The sequence below is a fragment of the Sorangium sp. So ce1153 genome, assembly GCF_051521595.1.
In the GTDB taxonomy this organism is placed as follows: Bacteria; Myxococcota_A; Polyangia; order Polyangiales; family Polyangiaceae; genus Sorangium.
In genome coordinates this window covers 6,994,147-7,010,318 of sequence record NZ_CP150361.1, presented here as the reverse complement: position 1 = coordinate 7,010,318, position 16,172 = coordinate 6,994,147, and the positions used below count along the sequence as shown (strand labels likewise).

Genomic DNA, 16,172 nt, shown 5'->3' with positions numbered 1-16,172 from the left:
TCGCGGATGGCTGGGATACCGTGACCTTCATGCCTTCTGTACAAGTCTGCCGCTCCGCCGCCACATCGTGGTTCAATCTCACGGCCCCCCTGGTGATGCTCGTTGCGCTGGGGTGCTCCTCGGAGAGCAACACGAGCGGGAACGCGGGAGGCAGCGGCGGAGGCACGGCCACGGGCGACGCCTCGACGGGCAGCGCCGGCACGGGCGACGCCGCGACGGGCAGCGCCAGCACGGGCAGCGCCAGCACGGGCGAGGCCGGCACGGGCGGCGCCGGCGCGGGGGGAACCGGGGGTTCCGGCGGGACCGGCGGCTCAGCGACGGCGGCGGACGCCGCGGCCATGGTCCCCGACATGGGCGTCGGGACCAACATCGGCAACACGCTGGAGAACACCACCACGTGGGAGACGGGCTGGGGCCAGCCGCTGATCACGAAGACGTTCATCGACGGCATGGCCAGCCATGGCATCAAGACGGTGCGCGTGCCCGTCGCCTGGGACACCTACGCCGCCAACGGCACGATCGACGCTGCCAAGATGGCCCGAGTCAAGGAGGTGGTGGGCTGGATCGAGGCCGCCGGCATGTACTCGATCGTGAACATCCACTGGGACGGGGGCTGGATCTTCAACGAGGACAACGACAACAAGTACAAGCTCACCGACGACGTCAAAGCCAAGTACGCCTCCTACTGGACCCAGATCGCCACGGCCTTCAGCGGCGTTGGCCACAAGCTGATCCTCGAGGGGATGAACGAGGAGGGAAACTACTGGGTCAACGGCGTTCAGGGGGGGACTCCGGACTACGCCGCCCTGAACGAGATGAACCAGATCTTCGTCAGCACCGTGCGCGAGCAGGGCGGCTACAACGCGAGCCGCGCCCTGCTCATCTCCGGCTTCGTGACGGACATCGACAGGACCTGTGTGAGCGATTTCAAGGTGCCTGCGGATCCGGCCGGCACGAAGAGCCTCTTCCTCTCGATCCACTACTACACGCCCTACACCTTCTGCGGCCTCGACACGGTGGAGAGCTGGGGCTCTCCCAAGACGACGTGGGGCACGGAGCCCGAGAAGGCGGAGCTGAAGAGCCTGTTCGACAAGCTCGGCGCGTTCAGCGCCGAGCGTAGCGTCCCGGTCATCCTCGGCGAGTTCGGCGTCACGCTGGGCGAGAACTACCCCCGTGAGCCGGCGTCGCGGCGGCTGTGGATGCAGTCGGTGGTGGAGGCGGCGCAGTCTCGGGGCATCGTTCCCGTGCTGTGGGACACGGGGTCGGAGATCAAGCGCACCGACGGCTCGTTCTCGTCGGAGTGGCAGGCCGTCATGGACGCCGTCGAGCCTTAGCGGCGCCAAGGAGAGCCGAGCTGCGAAATCCGCCCCGTTATCGTGCAGGTGCGGCGGCCGAGAGGAGCTCGAGGTCGACGTCGGCGTGCTGCTCGCGCAGCTCGAGGACGAAGCGGAAGGCCGGAGCAAGCCGAGCGCGTCGGCATCAGCCCGGGCCACTGCGACGACGGCCCCTAGCCCTACTTTCGCGAAGCCGACAGGGGTTGGATGTGTAGACGCACGGCGCGCACCGAAAATCGTGCACGTCCCCTGGATGCGGCGACCTGTCGTCGCTACATGAACGAAAAATGCACATCTTCGAGCGGGAGGTGGACGGTCGCCGCTACCGGATCGCGGCGCAGTCGGTGTGGGACGCGGTAGCGGGGCGCTCGGTCGCGAGGCAGGTTGTCCTCGGGCCGGCGGACCCGCCGCCGACGGTCGACCTCGGGCGAACTCGGACGGTCGGAACGAGGGCGGTGGGGGACGTCGGCGCGCTCGTTTGGGTTGCCGAGCAGCTCGACTTGGTGAGGCTGATCAACGAGGCGTGCGGTGACTACGGCTCGAAGAACGGGCCGTCCGTGGGCGAGATGGCTGTCGCCGTCGCGCTTCAGCGCGCATGCGCGCCGGGCCCGACGTGTGACCTGGGGGATTTCCTAGACGGCGCATTGCCGCGGGTCTCGTGCCTGCCCGGGTCAGCATTCACGGGGCAGGCGTTCCACCGCATCGCGCAGCAGGTCACCGATCAGGAGCTGGAGGCCGCCCAGGTGGCGATCGCTCGGGCGGCGATCGGTCGGTTTGCTCTGTCAGCCGACGTGCTGGCGTTCGACACGACCAACTTCGACACGCACATCGCCACAACGACCCCCGGCGAGCTGGCGCGTCGCGGACACGCCAAGAGCAAACGAAGCGACCTGCGGGTGGTGGGACTCGGCCTGCTCGTGAGCGAGACCGGGCACGTGCCGCTCTTGTACCGCGCCTTCGGCGGCAACAGCTCGGATCAGGCCGTGCTCGAGGAATGCTTGCAAGGGCTGAGCGAGCTGCACAGCGCGCTCGACGCCGGGGAGCAGCGAACCAGCCCCGGTCATCGGACACTCGTACGCGACGGTGGCTTCTGGAGCCCTCAGCTGGAGCTTCATCTGGAAGTCACCGGCTACTACAGCCTCATCTCGTTGCCCCTGGGACACAGCGCGGCCGAATGGGCGCTGCAGCAAGCTGCGCAGAAAGGCGCGATGCGGCACCTGACCGGACAGTACGAGGACGTACGCGCTGCCCGCGTGCGGACCCAGGTCGGCGATCTTGACCGCACGCTCGTCGTCATTGAGAGCCTCACGCTGCTCGAGGGGCAGAAGCGCGGCATCGAAGCGCGGCTGACCAAGGCCAAGGAGGAACTGGGCAGGCTTGAGGCACTGGTGGAGGCCGGCCGCATTCGACGCGCGTCCCTCGAGCAGCGCGTACGCAAGGCGCTCGCGCGCGAGCACTTGGCCAGCTTCGTCTTGGTCGAGATCGACGGTCAGGAGCAGGCCCCGACACTGAGCTGGCGGGTCGACGCCGCTCGCCGGCGAGAGCTCGAGGCAACGCGCCTGGGCAAGCGTGTGCTCTGCACCGACCACCACACCTGGAGCACCGAACGCATCGTCCATGCCTTTCGCGGCCAGTGGAACGTCGAAGAGCTCTTCCGTCGCTCGAAGAAAGGAGGCGTTGTGCCCTGGGGTCCCTCCCATCAGTGGGCCGACGGCTCGCTGCGGCTTCACACCTTCGCGACGGTGCTCGGGCTGATGCTCGTCAGCCTGGCACGCATCGCCCTTGGCACCGACGCCTCCGCCCGCGCCATGATGGACAGCCTCGGCGACATCCGCGCCACGCTGGTCCGGACCGCAACGGGCGCCCAGGGACGGCGCCCCACGATCCCGCTCGCGCCCGAACTGAATGCAGAACAGCGCCGCGCTGCGCGCATCTTCGAGCTCGACCGTTGGCTTCCAGGTCTTTCTTCATCTAGACGCCGACAGAGCGCAGCATCTGGAAAGCAAGCGCCTTCCTAAACCTCAGGAACGCGCGTTGCGAAAGTAGGGCTAGAGTAGCACAGGTCACGCGGGCGCCTCGGCCGGCCGCCGCTGCGTCAGGTTGTGCTGCGGGTGCGCCCTACGTACCGGTTCGCCGTCTCCACATGCCGGTGTCCGTGGCGGCGCGCTGTTTGATCGTCGGTTCGAGCCCCCTCAGTCAGATCTCGCCGTTGGTGTTGGCGCGCTGCGTCGCTCTCGCATCGCATGGCAAGCGTCCGGTCGCAGCCGCTCCGCGACGCGATGCGCGTCGCCGGGCGGACACAACACGGGATTGTCATGGAATTGTTGACGATCGACCAAAGTTGTCGGATCATGCCACTGTAGGCATTGGAACAGTGGCAGAGCAACGTGACAGTCAAGCAAAACGTCGCACAAAATTCCCCCATTGAGGCGCGACTCCGCATGCGTCCAATCGACGTTCCGCAGGCGGACAATCTGGCGCGGGTGCGGCTCGTTCTTAATGCGCTAGCAGAAGGCGAACGAACTCTGCAGCAGATCGCAAAACGAACTAAAATCAGCCATCGCCACGTTCAGTACTACTTGCAGAGCGCAAGAGTCCTCAAATTCGCTACCGGAACTACGATCACTGACTTCGGCGCGAAACTCCTCGCGACGCCGGCGCGATCGTTCGACGAGCGCCATGTATTCAAGCGCGCAATCGAGGGCAGCGATATATTGTTGCCCATTGCCGCAGATCTGTTTAGCGCCGATCCACCGGATCACGCCGCGCTGACGAAACGGATCAAGCAGTGGTCTGGGCTGTCAACCAGTACAGCAGCGCGTCGCGCAAAAACTCTACTCGCCTGGAGGCGCCAGATCCTAGCGCCTCCATCAACAGAAAAGAAATTGTCGCAGCTCTCGCTACCCTTGGAGGGCGTAGCTTCGCCTTCCGCTGGCATTATCGCTCATTCAGCAAGGAGCGCACCAATGTCACTCTCCGCCGATATCGATCGACGACTTGGACTCGCTTTCAGGCCGCACGCACCTATAGAGGATCGCGACGCGTTTCAAGGAAGAGTAGTCGAGCGCGAACGTGTGGAAGCCGCCATTGCTTCTCCAGGGCTGCACGTTATCATCTATGGCGAACGAGGCGCCGGAAAAACGTCTCTCGCCAATGTGTCCGTATCCGGAAACAAGAGCGTTAGGCTATTCTGCGAGAAACGCGCCTCATTTTCTGATCTCTGTGCAAGTATTGTTTTGGAGTACGTTAAGCTGCAGCCACCTCAGCTAATATTTGACGCAACGAGTAATTCGATCCGCGTAGTAAACCAGGTCTTTCGGCTTGATGCTTTGAACGGCAACAGTCTTCGATCGATTCTCCCAACGGGCGAGGACATTTGCATTGTTCTTGACGAGGTGGACAGGCTTGCCAGTCCTGAGACTCTTGGGCAGCTGGCTGAGCTATGCAAGAACCTGTCAACCTATCAAACCAACGTTACCATTATCATGGTTGGTGTAGCGGACACCGCCGACGAGCTGTTGCGTGGGCATGCTTCAAACGTTCGAAATTTAAAACAGGTTCATCTTGGCCGTATGACGGCCGATGAGCTGAAATCTATCCTGCGGCACGGAGAAGCGATCCTGTCTCTTGCGTTCAATCGGGAAGTTGAGACGCGTATCATCGAAGCCTGCGATCTATTCCCCTACTATCTTCACCTCTTGGCCATGAACTCGGCAAAGAGCGCGCTGCGCCGAGGTAGCTCTGAAGTCACTCTGCAGGACTACCTCTCCGGAGTCGAGTCAGCTGCCAGTGATTGTGATGAGACGCTCCGCAGCGTCTATGAAACCGCGGTGCTCTCCGTTAAGCAATCGGAAATATATCGGTTGACCGTTTGGGCAATGGCCGAGATGGGCACCAGTGCCACAGTTGGCCCGATCGCGGAGCGGGTAAATGCGCTTGCGCGAAAGGAGGGGCGAAAAACAGTTACAGTTCAGTCGATTGGCCAGGCCATTCGACGCCTTTGCGAACCCGAGCGCAAAGAAATATTGACGAGTAGAGATCCGTCGTTTTACGGGTTTTCCAACCCGCTTATGAGAGGATATGTCCGACTCATTCGAGAACGCTCATGACGCCGCTCGATTTGGAGCGCGAAGTACTGGATGTCCTTCGCAACTTCTGGCGCATGCGGGCAGCGCTGATTTTTCTGCGTCAAGAAGCAGAGAGTAAAGTAACCGCCTTGGGAAGGCTCACGGTTCGATTCGACAATGTCCCGAACTGTAGCGTTGCTCCGGATTTTTTGCATGGGGAGACGCTTGATACGACGCTCTCGGGCATTGCTTCGTTTGAGCAATCGCGTATGCGAAACGACGTTCTTCTGGCAATGATATCACGGATCGAATTGTATTTTTCCGATCGGCTGGCGGCGCTGGGGCGGCTCCCCAGTGATGCAACACTTGGTCGCTTGCAACGATTGTGCGAATCGATGGCAGTCGTTCCTCGGAAATTTATTGAGTCGTTTGATGAAGTGCGCGAACGGCGAAATGTCATAATTCATCACCACGGGATCGCGACGGCAAGGTATGCTCAGGCAGCGTCGCGGATCCCATCGCTGTCATCTTTGTTGCCCGGCGTGAGCGTTGTTACGGACGAATCATATCTGTCATATGCGGCCGATGTGCTTGTGCAATACGGACGCTACATTCCGTAAGACGCAACCTAACTTTCTTCCGCTGTTCGAAGCGTCTTAGCGTCGCCGCCGAGACATCTTGCCGCCGCTGCCGGCAGATCTCCACGCACCCGGAGTAGACGCAGGCTCAGCGCAAGGATTGAGAGCGTTCAACGTCGGAATGTCCCGGCGTGACCGAGCGCCCGTTAACGCGCCGCTCGGCGCGTGCGTTCTACCGAGGACTACTTACTATCGTAGCTGCCGCTCACGAGCCGCCGCCACAGGCGCCGATCCCATGGGTGAAGATCGACCGGTCGTCCTCCTCGTCTTCCATGGCGTCCGGATCGAACGGTAGCGCCTGCGGATCGACGACTGAGAAGATCGCGCGTTGCTTCTCGTCCAGGAAAGGGTGGATCCGGAGCCGCCCGTCTTTGGCGGCAGCCATCGGTCCCGGTGGGCGCGCCGGCGCGCCGGAACGGCTCCGGGACCTCGTCGAGCGAGAGCCGGCCCGAGCGGGGCGCGGGGTACCGGGCCCGTGCGAGCGACAGGTGCGGAGCGGCCTGGTGTCGGCGAGGCCTCAGCCGCGCCGACGTGGACAAGAGATGGACGCCAACGCTGGCGGCGGTCCGATCTCGCCGGCGCCCACCACGACCTTGTGGCCGCTGCGCCTCGACCTTGGCAAGAGCCGCAATGGGTCGCGCCCATGGCGATGACCGGGAGCATCCCGCCGAATACGTGGCCTGCCCATCACGGGTAGACGTACCCGAGAACGCCCTCATACACATAACAATGCCCATAGCAGAAACCGCTCGGATAATAGTCCTTCGTGTAGTAGTGATCGCCGGCGCTATCAGACCAATATCGGTGGATCGGAACCGTGCCAGCATATTGCTGGGGAAGAATGTGCCCAGTGACGCCTTCGTAGCTATAGTTTATCGCACCCCCTCCCAGCTCGCTCCAATTCGTGGTAAAGAAATGGTCACCAATAGTCTCGTTCCAGTACTGATAAATTGGAACGGTCCCAGTTTCGGCATTGCGAAAGATTGATCCTTCCGATTTTTCGAAACCGTATCCGAAAGTAGCATAACCAAAATCATTTCGAGTGACAGTGTAGTAGTGATCGAGAGCCGAATCGTTCCAGTACCTCCAGAGCGGCGTGAGGCTAATGTCGGGCATCTGCTCGTCATCGAATACCGACGCGCTCGCGACGGCGCCTGTTGGATTGGCCCATCCGCTGCATCCTTCTCGCTCGGTGCACACCTCGAAGCGCTTCATATTCTGAATCCTAGGATAACCGACGAACCAGCACCCGTTGCTCGGTGCCCATACCGTTTTCACCAGTCCAGGCTTATTCCGCAGCTCGTACCAGACGCGGACCCTATTGCCGTCGACCTGGTTGTCGCACCACCAGAAATTCGTGCGATTGACGCAAGCCTTGCCATTTTTACCGTGCTTGACGCATCGGCGCCCGACATCTGGGGCGCACGCCAGCTTGCAAGCCGCAAATCCTCCCAGCCCACATGCGAGGGGGCCCCAGGCGCCGAAGGCCAAGCATCCTGCCGCCACCATGGGCGCAGCTTGGACCCCAACGTCCACAACGCCACAGACGTCGTCGCAGGTTAGCTTCAACGCTTGCTGCGCTTCGCCTACGGGTTCCTCGCTGACCAGTCCGACACTGTCCGCTGGAATGCCATCGTCGCCGACGTCTGTGCCGACCTGGGAAATACCGTCTTCGCCCGAACTTGTGTTGTCATCGATAGCGCCACACGCCGTGACGAACACAGCTGCCATCAGGGCCATCTTCTTCATGCGAATCTCCTCGCGCGTGTTGGAAGAGGTTGGGTATCGATACCCAAGCGCACCAGCGTCCGATGCGGTAGACGCTAGCATGGACCAGTTGTTTACTTTAGTTCCATTCTGGAATCTTGCGCGCAAACACAGCGACCGAGCTCCGCGGACAATAGGCGCGACTCTGCGTGCACGTCCGCGCGCTCTGTCAGCAGCACGCAACGCGAGGGCTCCGGAAGACGGCACCCCGGCCGCAGAACAGGCGTCGAGTTCGCGGAGCTCCACGGCCGCACCGCGCGTGAGCCTCCGAGCGCAGCGGTCCTCGCGGCGTCTCCCGGACCGGTATGCACCCAGGCGTTCCGGCTGGAGTTCGGGCTTAGACGGTCTCGTCGACCGGCAGCAGCGGCGCGGTGAACATCCGTCTGTCGAACCGCCACCCAGATCATGCAGGTGACCCTGATGGACGAGGGCGCCGCCCGGACGGTCACGATGCCCTTGGCTGGGCGGATACGGCGCGCCGGCGCGCCTGCGCGGCGGCGTTCGCGCTGGCGTTCCGCCCGCGAACCGAGCCTCGCTAGTCTGCGATCCTCGCGCGCCCCGCCGGTGCCACCGGCAACCCGAGCGGCTGACCGGTCGCTTCGCAAACAACCCGGGCTGCCACCTCATCCCCGACGGCGCCGCTCAGGGGAGCGGCAAGCTCGGCAACCACGGCAGCCCGAAGCGACGGGTCGGCCGTCGCGATCTCCCCAGCCGCGGGGCTCGCCGGTTGGGCCCATGCCTTTCGAGGGGCTGCGATCGTCGTCGTGCCTACGCGAAATGCCCTCGGAGCCCGCGGATCGCTCCGGTCCGCCACCGCGGGTTCGCCCTCGAGCCATGGGATACTGGTCTCGAGCGGACGTCGCCGCGTCGAAACGTGTGGACACGTCCTCAACGGATCGCGCATGATGAGCGCGCGAGTCGGCCGGGGGGCCGAGCTCCGTCGCACGGCGCGCGCACACACATGATGCGCGCGGGTCGTGCCGGGGCAGGGCGGCTCCTCGCGGGCGGAGGGGTGAGGCGCATGGTGAAGGGGATCGGTCGGTTCATCGTCGGGGTCTGCGTGGCGGCGGCGCTCGCGGCCCTCGGGTGCGAGGGCGGCGGGGGCCAGGCGGCGGCGCCGGGCGGCAAGCCGAAGCTCGCCTACATCACCAACGGCGTCGCGCCGTTCTGGACCATCGCCGAGAAGGGCGTCATCGACGGGGCGAAGGAGTACAACGCCGACGTGAGCGTGGTGATGCCGAGCGACGTCAACGACCAGATGCAGCGGGTCGAGGACCTGCTCATCCGCGGCGTCGACGGCATCGCGATCAGCCCGATCGACGCGGAGAACCAGGTCCCGCTGATCAACAAGGCGGCCGCCAAGACCAAGCTCATCACGCAGGACTCGGACGCGCCGAAGAGCGACCGGATCGTGTACATCGGCATCGACAACTACGTCGCTGGCCGGATGGCGGGGCAGCTCGTGAAGGAGGCGATCCCCGGCGGCGGCAAGGTGGCTATCCTGGTCGGGCGCCTCGAGGGCGACAACGCGCGCAAGCGGCGGCAGGGCGTCCTCGACGAGCTCCTCGACCGCGCGGACACCAGCGCCGGCAGCGACCCGCTGGGCGAGGTGCTGAAGGGGGCGAAGTACACCGTCGTCGCGACGCTGACCGACCAGATCGACGCCGCCAAGGCGAAGAGCAACGCCGAAGACATGATGTCTGCGCACCCGGACCTCGTGGGGCTGATCGGCCTGAACGCGTACCACACGCCGGCCTTGCTCGAGGCGGTCAAGCAGGCAGGGAAGATGAGCTCGATCCAGGTCGTCGGCTTCGACGAGCAGGAGGCGACGCTGCGCGCGATCCAGGACGGCGAGGTGGTCGGCACGGTGGTCCAGAACCCGTACATGTACGGCAAGGAGTCGGTGCGCGTGCTCGCGGCGCTCGTGCGCGGGGACGACGCCGTGGTGCCGCCGGGCAAGTTCATCTCCCTGCCGGCCCGGCAGATCCGCAAGGCCAACCTGCCCGAGTTCTGGGCGGACCTGAAGCAGAAGACGCAAAAATCCCAGTGAAACCGCGGGCTTGCGCCGCGGAGCCCGCGCGGCGCGCCGCCCTGGCCGAAGGCCCCTGACGCGCATGACGCCCTCCTCGCCCGACCCAGGCGCAGCCCCGCTGCTCGAAGCGCGCGGGCTCACCAAGCGCTTCCCCGGCGTGCTCGCGCTCCGCGACGTCCACCTCTCGCTCGGCCGCGGCGAAGTGCTCGGCATCGTCGGCGAGAACGGGGCCGGCAAGAGCACGCTCATGAAGATCCTCGCCGGCGTCGAGGCGCCTGACGCGGGCGAGATGCTCTTCGACGGGCGGCCCGTCGCGCTCGGCTCGGTGAGAGAGGCGCTCTCCCGGGGGATCGCGCTCATCCACCAGGAGCTCAACCTGGCGGAGAACCTCGATATCGCGGCCAACATCTTCCTCGGCCGCGAGCGGCGGCGGGGCGGCTTCATCGACGAGGGCAGGATGGAGCGCGAGGCGCGGGCGATCCTCGCGCGGGTCGGCCTCGCAGAGTCGCCGCGCGCGCTCGTGGGCAGCCTGTCGCTCGGGCAGCGGCACCTCGTGGAGATCGCGAAGGCGCTCTCGGCGAACGCGCGGGTGCTCATCATGGATGAGCCGACGTCGTGCCTGTGCCCGCGCGAGGCAGAGGCCCTCTTCCAGGTCGTGCGGGAGCTCCGCGCGGACGGCATCAGCGTCGTGTACATCTCTCATCGCCTCGGCGAGGTGAAGGCGCTCTGCGACCGCGTGCTCGTGCTGCGCGACGGCGAGAACGCCGGCGAGCTGCCGCGCGAGGAGATGAGCCACGATCGCATCGTGCGGCTGATGGTGGGCCGCGACCTCTCCCAGTTCTATCCGCACGTCCCGCACCCTCCGGGCGCGCCGGTGCTCGAGGTCTCCGGCCTGCGGACGGCGCGGCACCCGGAGCACGCGCTCTCGTTCACGGTCCGCGCCGGGGAGATCGTCGGCGTGGCGGGGCTCCTCGGCGCGGGGCGCACGTCGCTCTTGAGCACGCTGTTCGGGGTCACGCCGGCGGCGGCGGGCGCGGTGCGCGTGGCCGGGCGTGAGCTCACCCCGCGCACCCCGCGCGACGCCATCGCCGCGGGGATCGGCCTCGTCCCCGAGGACCGCCAGCAGCAGGGCATCATCCTGGAGATGGCCATCCGGGCGAACGTGAGCCTCCCGAGCCTGCGCCGGGCGCAGCGCCACGGGGTCCTCGACCGCGCGGGCGAGCGCCGGATGTCGGCGCAGATCGTCCGTGAGCTCGACGTGAAGACGCCGAGCGACGTGCAGCCGGCGCAGCACCTCTCCGGCGGCAATCAACAGAAGGTGGTCATCGGAAAGTGGCTGTCCACATCGCCGCGCGTGCTCTTGCTGGACGAGCCGACGCGCGGCATCGACGTCGGCGCGAAGCACGAGATATACCAGCTGATGGAGCGGCTGGCCGCGAGCGGCATGGCCACCCTGTTCGTGTCGAGCGACATGGAAGAGGTGATGGGCATGTCCGACCGGGCGCTGGTGATGCACGAGGGGCGCATCGCCGGGGAGCTCGGCCGCGCCGAGCTGAGCGAGGAAGCGATCATGCAGCTCGCGACCGGCTGCGGCGCCGCGGCCTGAGCTGGGGCCGGCGGGGCGCGTTCGAGGCCAGAGGAGCATGCCTGTGACGACGACACGTGATGTTGGGGCGCGCGATCCCGCGCCGCCCGCGCTGCCCGCGTCCAGCACGCGGCGGAAGGTGCTCGGCGTCTTCTGGCTGCTCCTCGCCGTCTCGCTCGGCACCGCGCTCCTGAACGGCAGGTTCCTCCTGGCGGAGAACATCGAGAACCTGATCCGGCGGACCGCGCTGTTCGGGATCCTCAGCATCGGGGCCGGCTTCGTGATCATCACGGGCGGTATCGACCTGTCGATCGGCTCCGTGGTGGCGCTCGCCGGCTGCATGCTGCCGTGGCTCCTCACGGTCCACGGCTGGTCGCCTTCCCTGGCCGTGCCCTTGCTGCTCGGCATCGCCCTCTGCATCGGGCTCGCGCACGGGCTGCTGATCACGAAGCTCCGGCTCCAGCCGTTCGTCGTCACGCTGTGCGGGCTCCTGCTCTACCGGGGCACCGCGCGCGGCATCGCGGGCGACCAGACGCAGGGGTTCGGCGTCGGGTTCGAGTCGTTCCGTTACCTGTCGGTCGGCACCCCGTTCTCCGTGCCCGTGCCGTTCCTGTCGTGGATCTCCGAGGGGCGCTTCAGCCCGTATGCGGTGCACCCGTTCACCGGCGTGAAGACGCGCCTTGCGTGGGTCACGTGGATCGACGTCCCGATGCCGTTCCTCCTGTTCCTCGCGGTCGCTGTGGCGGCGTCGGTCTTCCTGAACCGGACCATCTACGGTCGCTACCTGATGGCGCTCGGCCGCAACGAGCAGGCGGCGCGCTACAGCGGGGTCGACACCGACCGGATGACGATCCTCGCGTATGTGATCTGCGCGCTGCTGTCGTGCTTCGGAGGCATGCTGTTCGCGCTCGAGGTCAACTCGGCCCAGCCGGTGGACTTCGGCAATTTCTACGAGCTCTATGCGATCGCCGCCGCCGTGCTCGGCGGCTTCAGCCTGCGCGGCGGCGAGGGCGCGGTGCTGGGCGTCGTCCTCGGCACCGCGCTGATGCAGGTCCTGCGCAACGCCATCAACATGCTCGGCGTCCCGACCCAGATCGAGTTCGCGGTCATCGGCGCCGTCATCCTGAGCGGCGTCATGGCGGACGAGCTGGTCAAGCGCTACGCGGGGGCGCGGCGCAGGGTGGTGGGCTCATGAGGTTGTGTCACAGAGCGCGCGGCTACAGGATCATGGCGCTGCGATGTCGAACTTCGTCACGAAGTCGCCGCGACCGAGCTGCGGGCCGCTCTCCAGCTCGACGTCGTCGAACGTCCTTCCCAGCACGGCGACATGCCCGTTGGAATCGACGTCGAGCCGGTGGAGCATCTTGAGGCTGCCCACGACGGTCCTGCCCTGCGACATAGATCCATCCGCCGAAAGCTGCACGACGAACCCGGCGCCGCCCTCAGCATCGGTGGTGAGCTCTCCTCCTTCGACGGGCATCGTTCCGCCGAACAATCCACCGACCAAAGCGTTTCCGCGGGAGTCCATGGCGAGGCTCTGCGCAATGGAACCCCCGCTGCTGTCGAGGAGCCGGCTGAACTCGTGGTTGCCCTCGGCATCGAACCTTGCCACGAACGCCCTTCGCCTACATTCAGGGGTGTCCAGCAGGCCGCCGCCGAGATCGAGGCCGCACTCCGTCCAGCCCGCGATGAGAGCGGCGTCGCTCCCGTCGACCACCACGCCTCTGACAGCGGCGTCGCTGTTGGTCGCCTCCCATCGTCTGCTCCACAGGTGGCGTCCCGCTGTGTCGAGCCGGACGAGGAACAAGCCGTACGCGAGACTGTCGTCAGGTCCGAGCGGACCTCCTCCGAAGTCGACGGAGCCGCCCTGCCCACCGGTGATGAACACATCTCCGGAAGCACCAAGATGAACGCCGTCGACGTTGACACCCGGGAACTCCTTGCTCCATAGATGCTGGCCCGCCGCGTTCAGCTTGGCCACGAAGGCGGTCCGTAGACCGTCGCTCGCGCTCATGAGGGATCCTCCGCCGAAATCGATCGTCCCCTTGAAGTATCCTGCGAGCACCACATCATCGGTCGTCGGATCAACGTCGACGAAGAGGAAGAGCGGTTCCATCCCGGACGCGCCGCCGAGCCGCTTGCTCCAGATGTGATTGCCAGCGCCATCGAGCTTTGCCACGAAGAGGGACCTGTCTCCGGTGAGCGTCGCGCCGCCGAGATCCATGGCACCCTCGTATGATCCGCCGAGGATCATGTTGCACCGGGAATCGAACGCGATGCTGTCGCCGCGCTGGTCGCTCCTGTTGCCGAAGACCTTACTGAAGACGTGGTTCCCAGCGGCATCGAACTTTGCGACGACGACATCCATGCCCCCTCCGGGGGTCAGCTCGCCGCCGCCGAGATCGATGCGCGGTTGCGCTATCCCCGTCATGCCGAGGTTGCCAGAACGGTCGAATGCGATGGAGTTCAGCTCCAGGAGCAAGATGCCCTTGTCGAAAGGCCGTGCCTCGACCGGCGGGCTGCACTGGTCGGCCGGGAGTTCCGCGCCGCCGTCGCCGCCCCCGTCGCCGTGCCCCCCTCCACCTGCGGCGGGCGCCGCGGCGCCGTCACCGCCGGTGGCTGGTGGGTCGGCGCCCGCTCCGCCTCCGCCTGGGTCGACGACCGTCTCGGAGCACGCGCCCAGTCCGAGCGCGGCCACTCCGAACATTACCCACATCTTTCGTTGTATTACCATGACTCCACTTCATCATTCTACTGTGCCCGCTGACCAAACCCCACCGAAGGTGGTGAGCGACACGGCTTACGTGTCAATGTAACTGTCTTCTCAAAGCGAGCATGGATTGGACGAGGGCGCTGGAATGGGTGGCCCAGCAGCGACGCGGCTACCGGATCATGGCGCTGCGATGTCGAACTTCGTCACGAAGTCGCCGCGACCGAGCTGGGGTCCGCCGTCCAGCTCGACGGCGTCCCATGTTCTTCCCAGCACGGCGACATGCCCCTCGGGACCAACGGCGAGCCGATCGATGTGTTCGAGGTGGCCAATGACGGTCCTGCTCCGCGAGACAGATCCATCCTCGGAGAGTTGCACGACGAAGCCGGCTCCACCCTCAGCATCCGTGGTGAGCTCTGCGCCCTCGATGTCCATCGTCCCGCCGAACAGCCCAGCAATCAAAGCGTTTCCGCTGGGATCGATCCCGAGGCTCTGCGCGACGGAGCCCTCGCTGCTGTCGAGGAGCCGGCTGAACTGGTGGGCGCCCTGGGCATCGAATCTGGCCACGTACGCGCTGCGCCGACATTCGGCGTTCTCCAGCAGGCCGCCGCCGAGGTCGATACCGCACTCAGTCGAGCCTGCGATGAGCGTGGCGCCGCTCGGATCGACCGCCATACCCTTGATGTTGGTGCCGGTGTTGGTGGCTTCCCATCGCTTGCTCGAGCGGTGGTTTCCCGATGCGTCGAGCCGCACGAGGAACAGCCCGAGAGCGAGGCGATCGTCCGGTCCGAGCGGACCGCCTCCGAAATCGATGGAGCCGCCTTGACGGCCCGAGATGGTCACATCGCCAGAAGCGTCAACACCAAGCCCTTCGACGCTGAGGGTGCCGACGAACTGCTTGCTCCAGAGGTGCTGCCCCGCGGCGTTCAGCCTGGCCACGAAGGCGGGCCGCCGGCCGTCGCTCGTGTTCGTCAACGACGCTCCACCAAAGTCGATGGTCCCCTTGAAATCCCCTGCGAGCACCACATCATCCGTCTTCGGGTCGACGGCGATGTGGAGGAAGAGCGGGTCCAGCGCGGATGCGCCGCCGAGCCGCTTGCTCCAGACATGGTTGCCGGCGCCGTCGAGCTTGGCCACGAAGAGGGATCTGTTCCCCTTGAGCGTCGCGCCGCCGAGGTCCATCGCGCCGGCGAACGTCCCTCCGAGGATCAGGTTGCACCTGGAATCGAACGCGATGCTGTCGCCGCGCTGGTCGCTCTGGTTGCCGAAGACCTTGCTGAAGACGTGGTTCCCGGCGGCATCGAACTTCGCCACGACGACATCCATGCCCCCTCCAGGGGGCAGCTCGCCGCCGCCGAGATCGATGCGCGTTTGCGCTATCCCCGTCATGCCGAGGTTGCCAGAGCGGTCGAACGCGACGGAGTAGAGGTCCAAGGGCAAGATTCCCTTGTCGAAAGGCCGAGCCTCGACCGGCGGGCTGCACTGGCCCACCGGGAGCTCCGCGCCGCCGTCGCCGTCGCGTCCCCCTCCGCCTTCGGCGAGTCCCCCGCCGCCCGTAGCGGTCGCCGCGGCACCCCCGCCGCCGGTGGCGGGCGGTTCGGCGCCCGCTCCGCCTCCGCTCGGATCCACGATCGTCTCGGAGCACGCGACCAGCCCCAGCACGACCACCCCGAACGCTCTCCACATCTCTCGTTGCATCCCGTGCTCCTTCGTCGCCCTTCTTCTTCTCTCCCTCACGCGACCGCCCCGGCGTGTCCCGGTGAAGGTTCCGGCAAGCGCCTCGGCGGCGTACGTCGCGCGGCCGGGCAGGGGACGCGCCCGTCTCGACACGGTGCGTAAGGCGTACCGGCGCGCTCGTCGCCAGGAGCTCAGCATAGCGGCGCGCGAGAGCGACCCGATCGCGTGCTAAGCTGAAAATGCGCCGGCGTTGCACGCGGAGCAGGAGCGAGCCGATCGCAGGGGGCACGGCCGCGCTCTCCTGCCATGTAGAAACATCAACGAGATCGCTGGCTTACGGCAGCCGTGGAGCGGCCTCCACG

At 65.8% G+C, this 16,172-nt stretch carries 11 protein-coding genes; 7 read left to right on the top strand and 4 right to left on the bottom strand.

The features are described 5' to 3' along the window. The first annotated feature begins 29 nt into the window (after nucleotides 1-29). From WME85_RS25220 to WME85_RS25205, 4 genes are all read left to right on the top strand, one after another. On the top strand, nucleotides 30-1,334 hold the full coding sequence (locus tag WME85_RS25220; RefSeq protein ID WP_437841778.1) for a glycoside hydrolase family 5 protein: 1,305 nt from the start codon (nucleotides 30-32) through the stop codon (nucleotides 1,332-1,334). Between the two features lie 287 nt (nucleotides 1,335-1,621). Further along, nucleotides 1,622-3,352 carry an IS1634 family transposase gene (locus tag WME85_RS25215; RefSeq protein ID WP_437841775.1) on the top strand — a complete coding sequence of 577 codons (1,731 nt, stop codon included), beginning with the start codon at nucleotides 1,622-1,624 and terminating at the stop codon, nucleotides 3,350-3,352. A gap of 423 nt (nucleotides 3,353-3,775) precedes the next feature. Further along, nucleotides 3,776-5,443, top strand: a complete 1,668-nt coding sequence (locus WME85_RS25210) for an nSTAND1 domain-containing NTPase (protein WP_437841772.1) — start codon at nucleotides 3,776-3,778, stop codon at nucleotides 5,441-5,443. Further along, a complete protein-coding gene (locus WME85_RS25205; RefSeq protein ID WP_437841769.1) occupies nucleotides 5,440-6,021 on the top strand; it encodes a hypothetical protein in 582 nt (193 codons plus the stop codon). The genes WME85_RS25210 and WME85_RS25205 overlap by 4 nt, the downstream gene beginning before the upstream one ends. Nucleotides 6,022-6,244: 223 nt before the next feature. Here the strand turns inward: WME85_RS25205 and WME85_RS25200 are convergent, their stop codons facing one another. Together WME85_RS25200 and WME85_RS25195 are read right to left on the bottom strand one after the other, a co-directional pair. Then, a complete protein-coding gene (locus WME85_RS25200; protein ID WP_437841767.1) occupies nucleotides 6,245-6,424 on the bottom strand; it encodes a hypothetical protein in 180 nt (59 codons plus the stop codon). Between the two features lie 302 nt (nucleotides 6,425-6,726). Beyond that, nucleotides 6,727-7,788, bottom strand: a complete 1,062-nt coding sequence (locus tag WME85_RS25195; protein WP_437841765.1) for a hypothetical protein — start codon at nucleotides 7,786-7,788, stop codon at nucleotides 6,727-6,729. Between the two features lie 1,039 nt (nucleotides 7,789-8,827). Between WME85_RS25195 and WME85_RS25190 the strand changes: the two genes are divergently transcribed. From WME85_RS25190 to WME85_RS25180, 3 genes are all read left to right on the top strand, one after another. Continuing rightward, nucleotides 8,828-9,856 carry a sugar-binding protein gene (locus tag WME85_RS25190; RefSeq protein WP_437841763.1) on the top strand — a complete coding sequence of 343 codons (1,029 nt, stop codon included), beginning with the start codon at nucleotides 8,828-8,830 and terminating at the stop codon, nucleotides 9,854-9,856. 64 nt (nucleotides 9,857-9,920) lie between these two features. Next, entirely contained in the window at nucleotides 9,921-11,444 is a 1,524-nt protein-coding gene (locus tag WME85_RS25185) for a sugar ABC transporter ATP-binding protein (protein ID WP_437841761.1), read from the top strand. A 37-nt stretch (nucleotides 11,445-11,481) separates the two neighbouring features. Next, nucleotides 11,482-12,618, top strand: coding sequence for an ABC transporter permease (locus WME85_RS25180; protein WP_437841759.1), 1,137 nt, complete (start codon nucleotides 11,482-11,484; stop codon nucleotides 12,616-12,618). Between the two features lie 30 nt (nucleotides 12,619-12,648). Here the strand turns inward: WME85_RS25180 and WME85_RS25175 are convergent, their stop codons facing one another. Both WME85_RS25175 and WME85_RS25170 read right to left on the bottom strand, forming a co-directional pair. Next, on the bottom strand, nucleotides 12,649-14,157 hold the full coding sequence (locus WME85_RS25175; RefSeq protein WP_437841757.1) for a hypothetical protein: 1,509 nt from the start codon (nucleotides 14,155-14,157) through the stop codon (nucleotides 12,649-12,651). Between the two features lie 156 nt (nucleotides 14,158-14,313). Further along, nucleotides 14,314-15,831 carry a hypothetical protein gene (locus WME85_RS25170; protein WP_437841755.1) on the bottom strand — a complete coding sequence of 506 codons (1,518 nt, stop codon included), beginning with the start codon at nucleotides 15,829-15,831 and terminating at the stop codon, nucleotides 14,314-14,316. Nucleotides 15,832-16,172 lie beyond the last annotated feature (341 nt).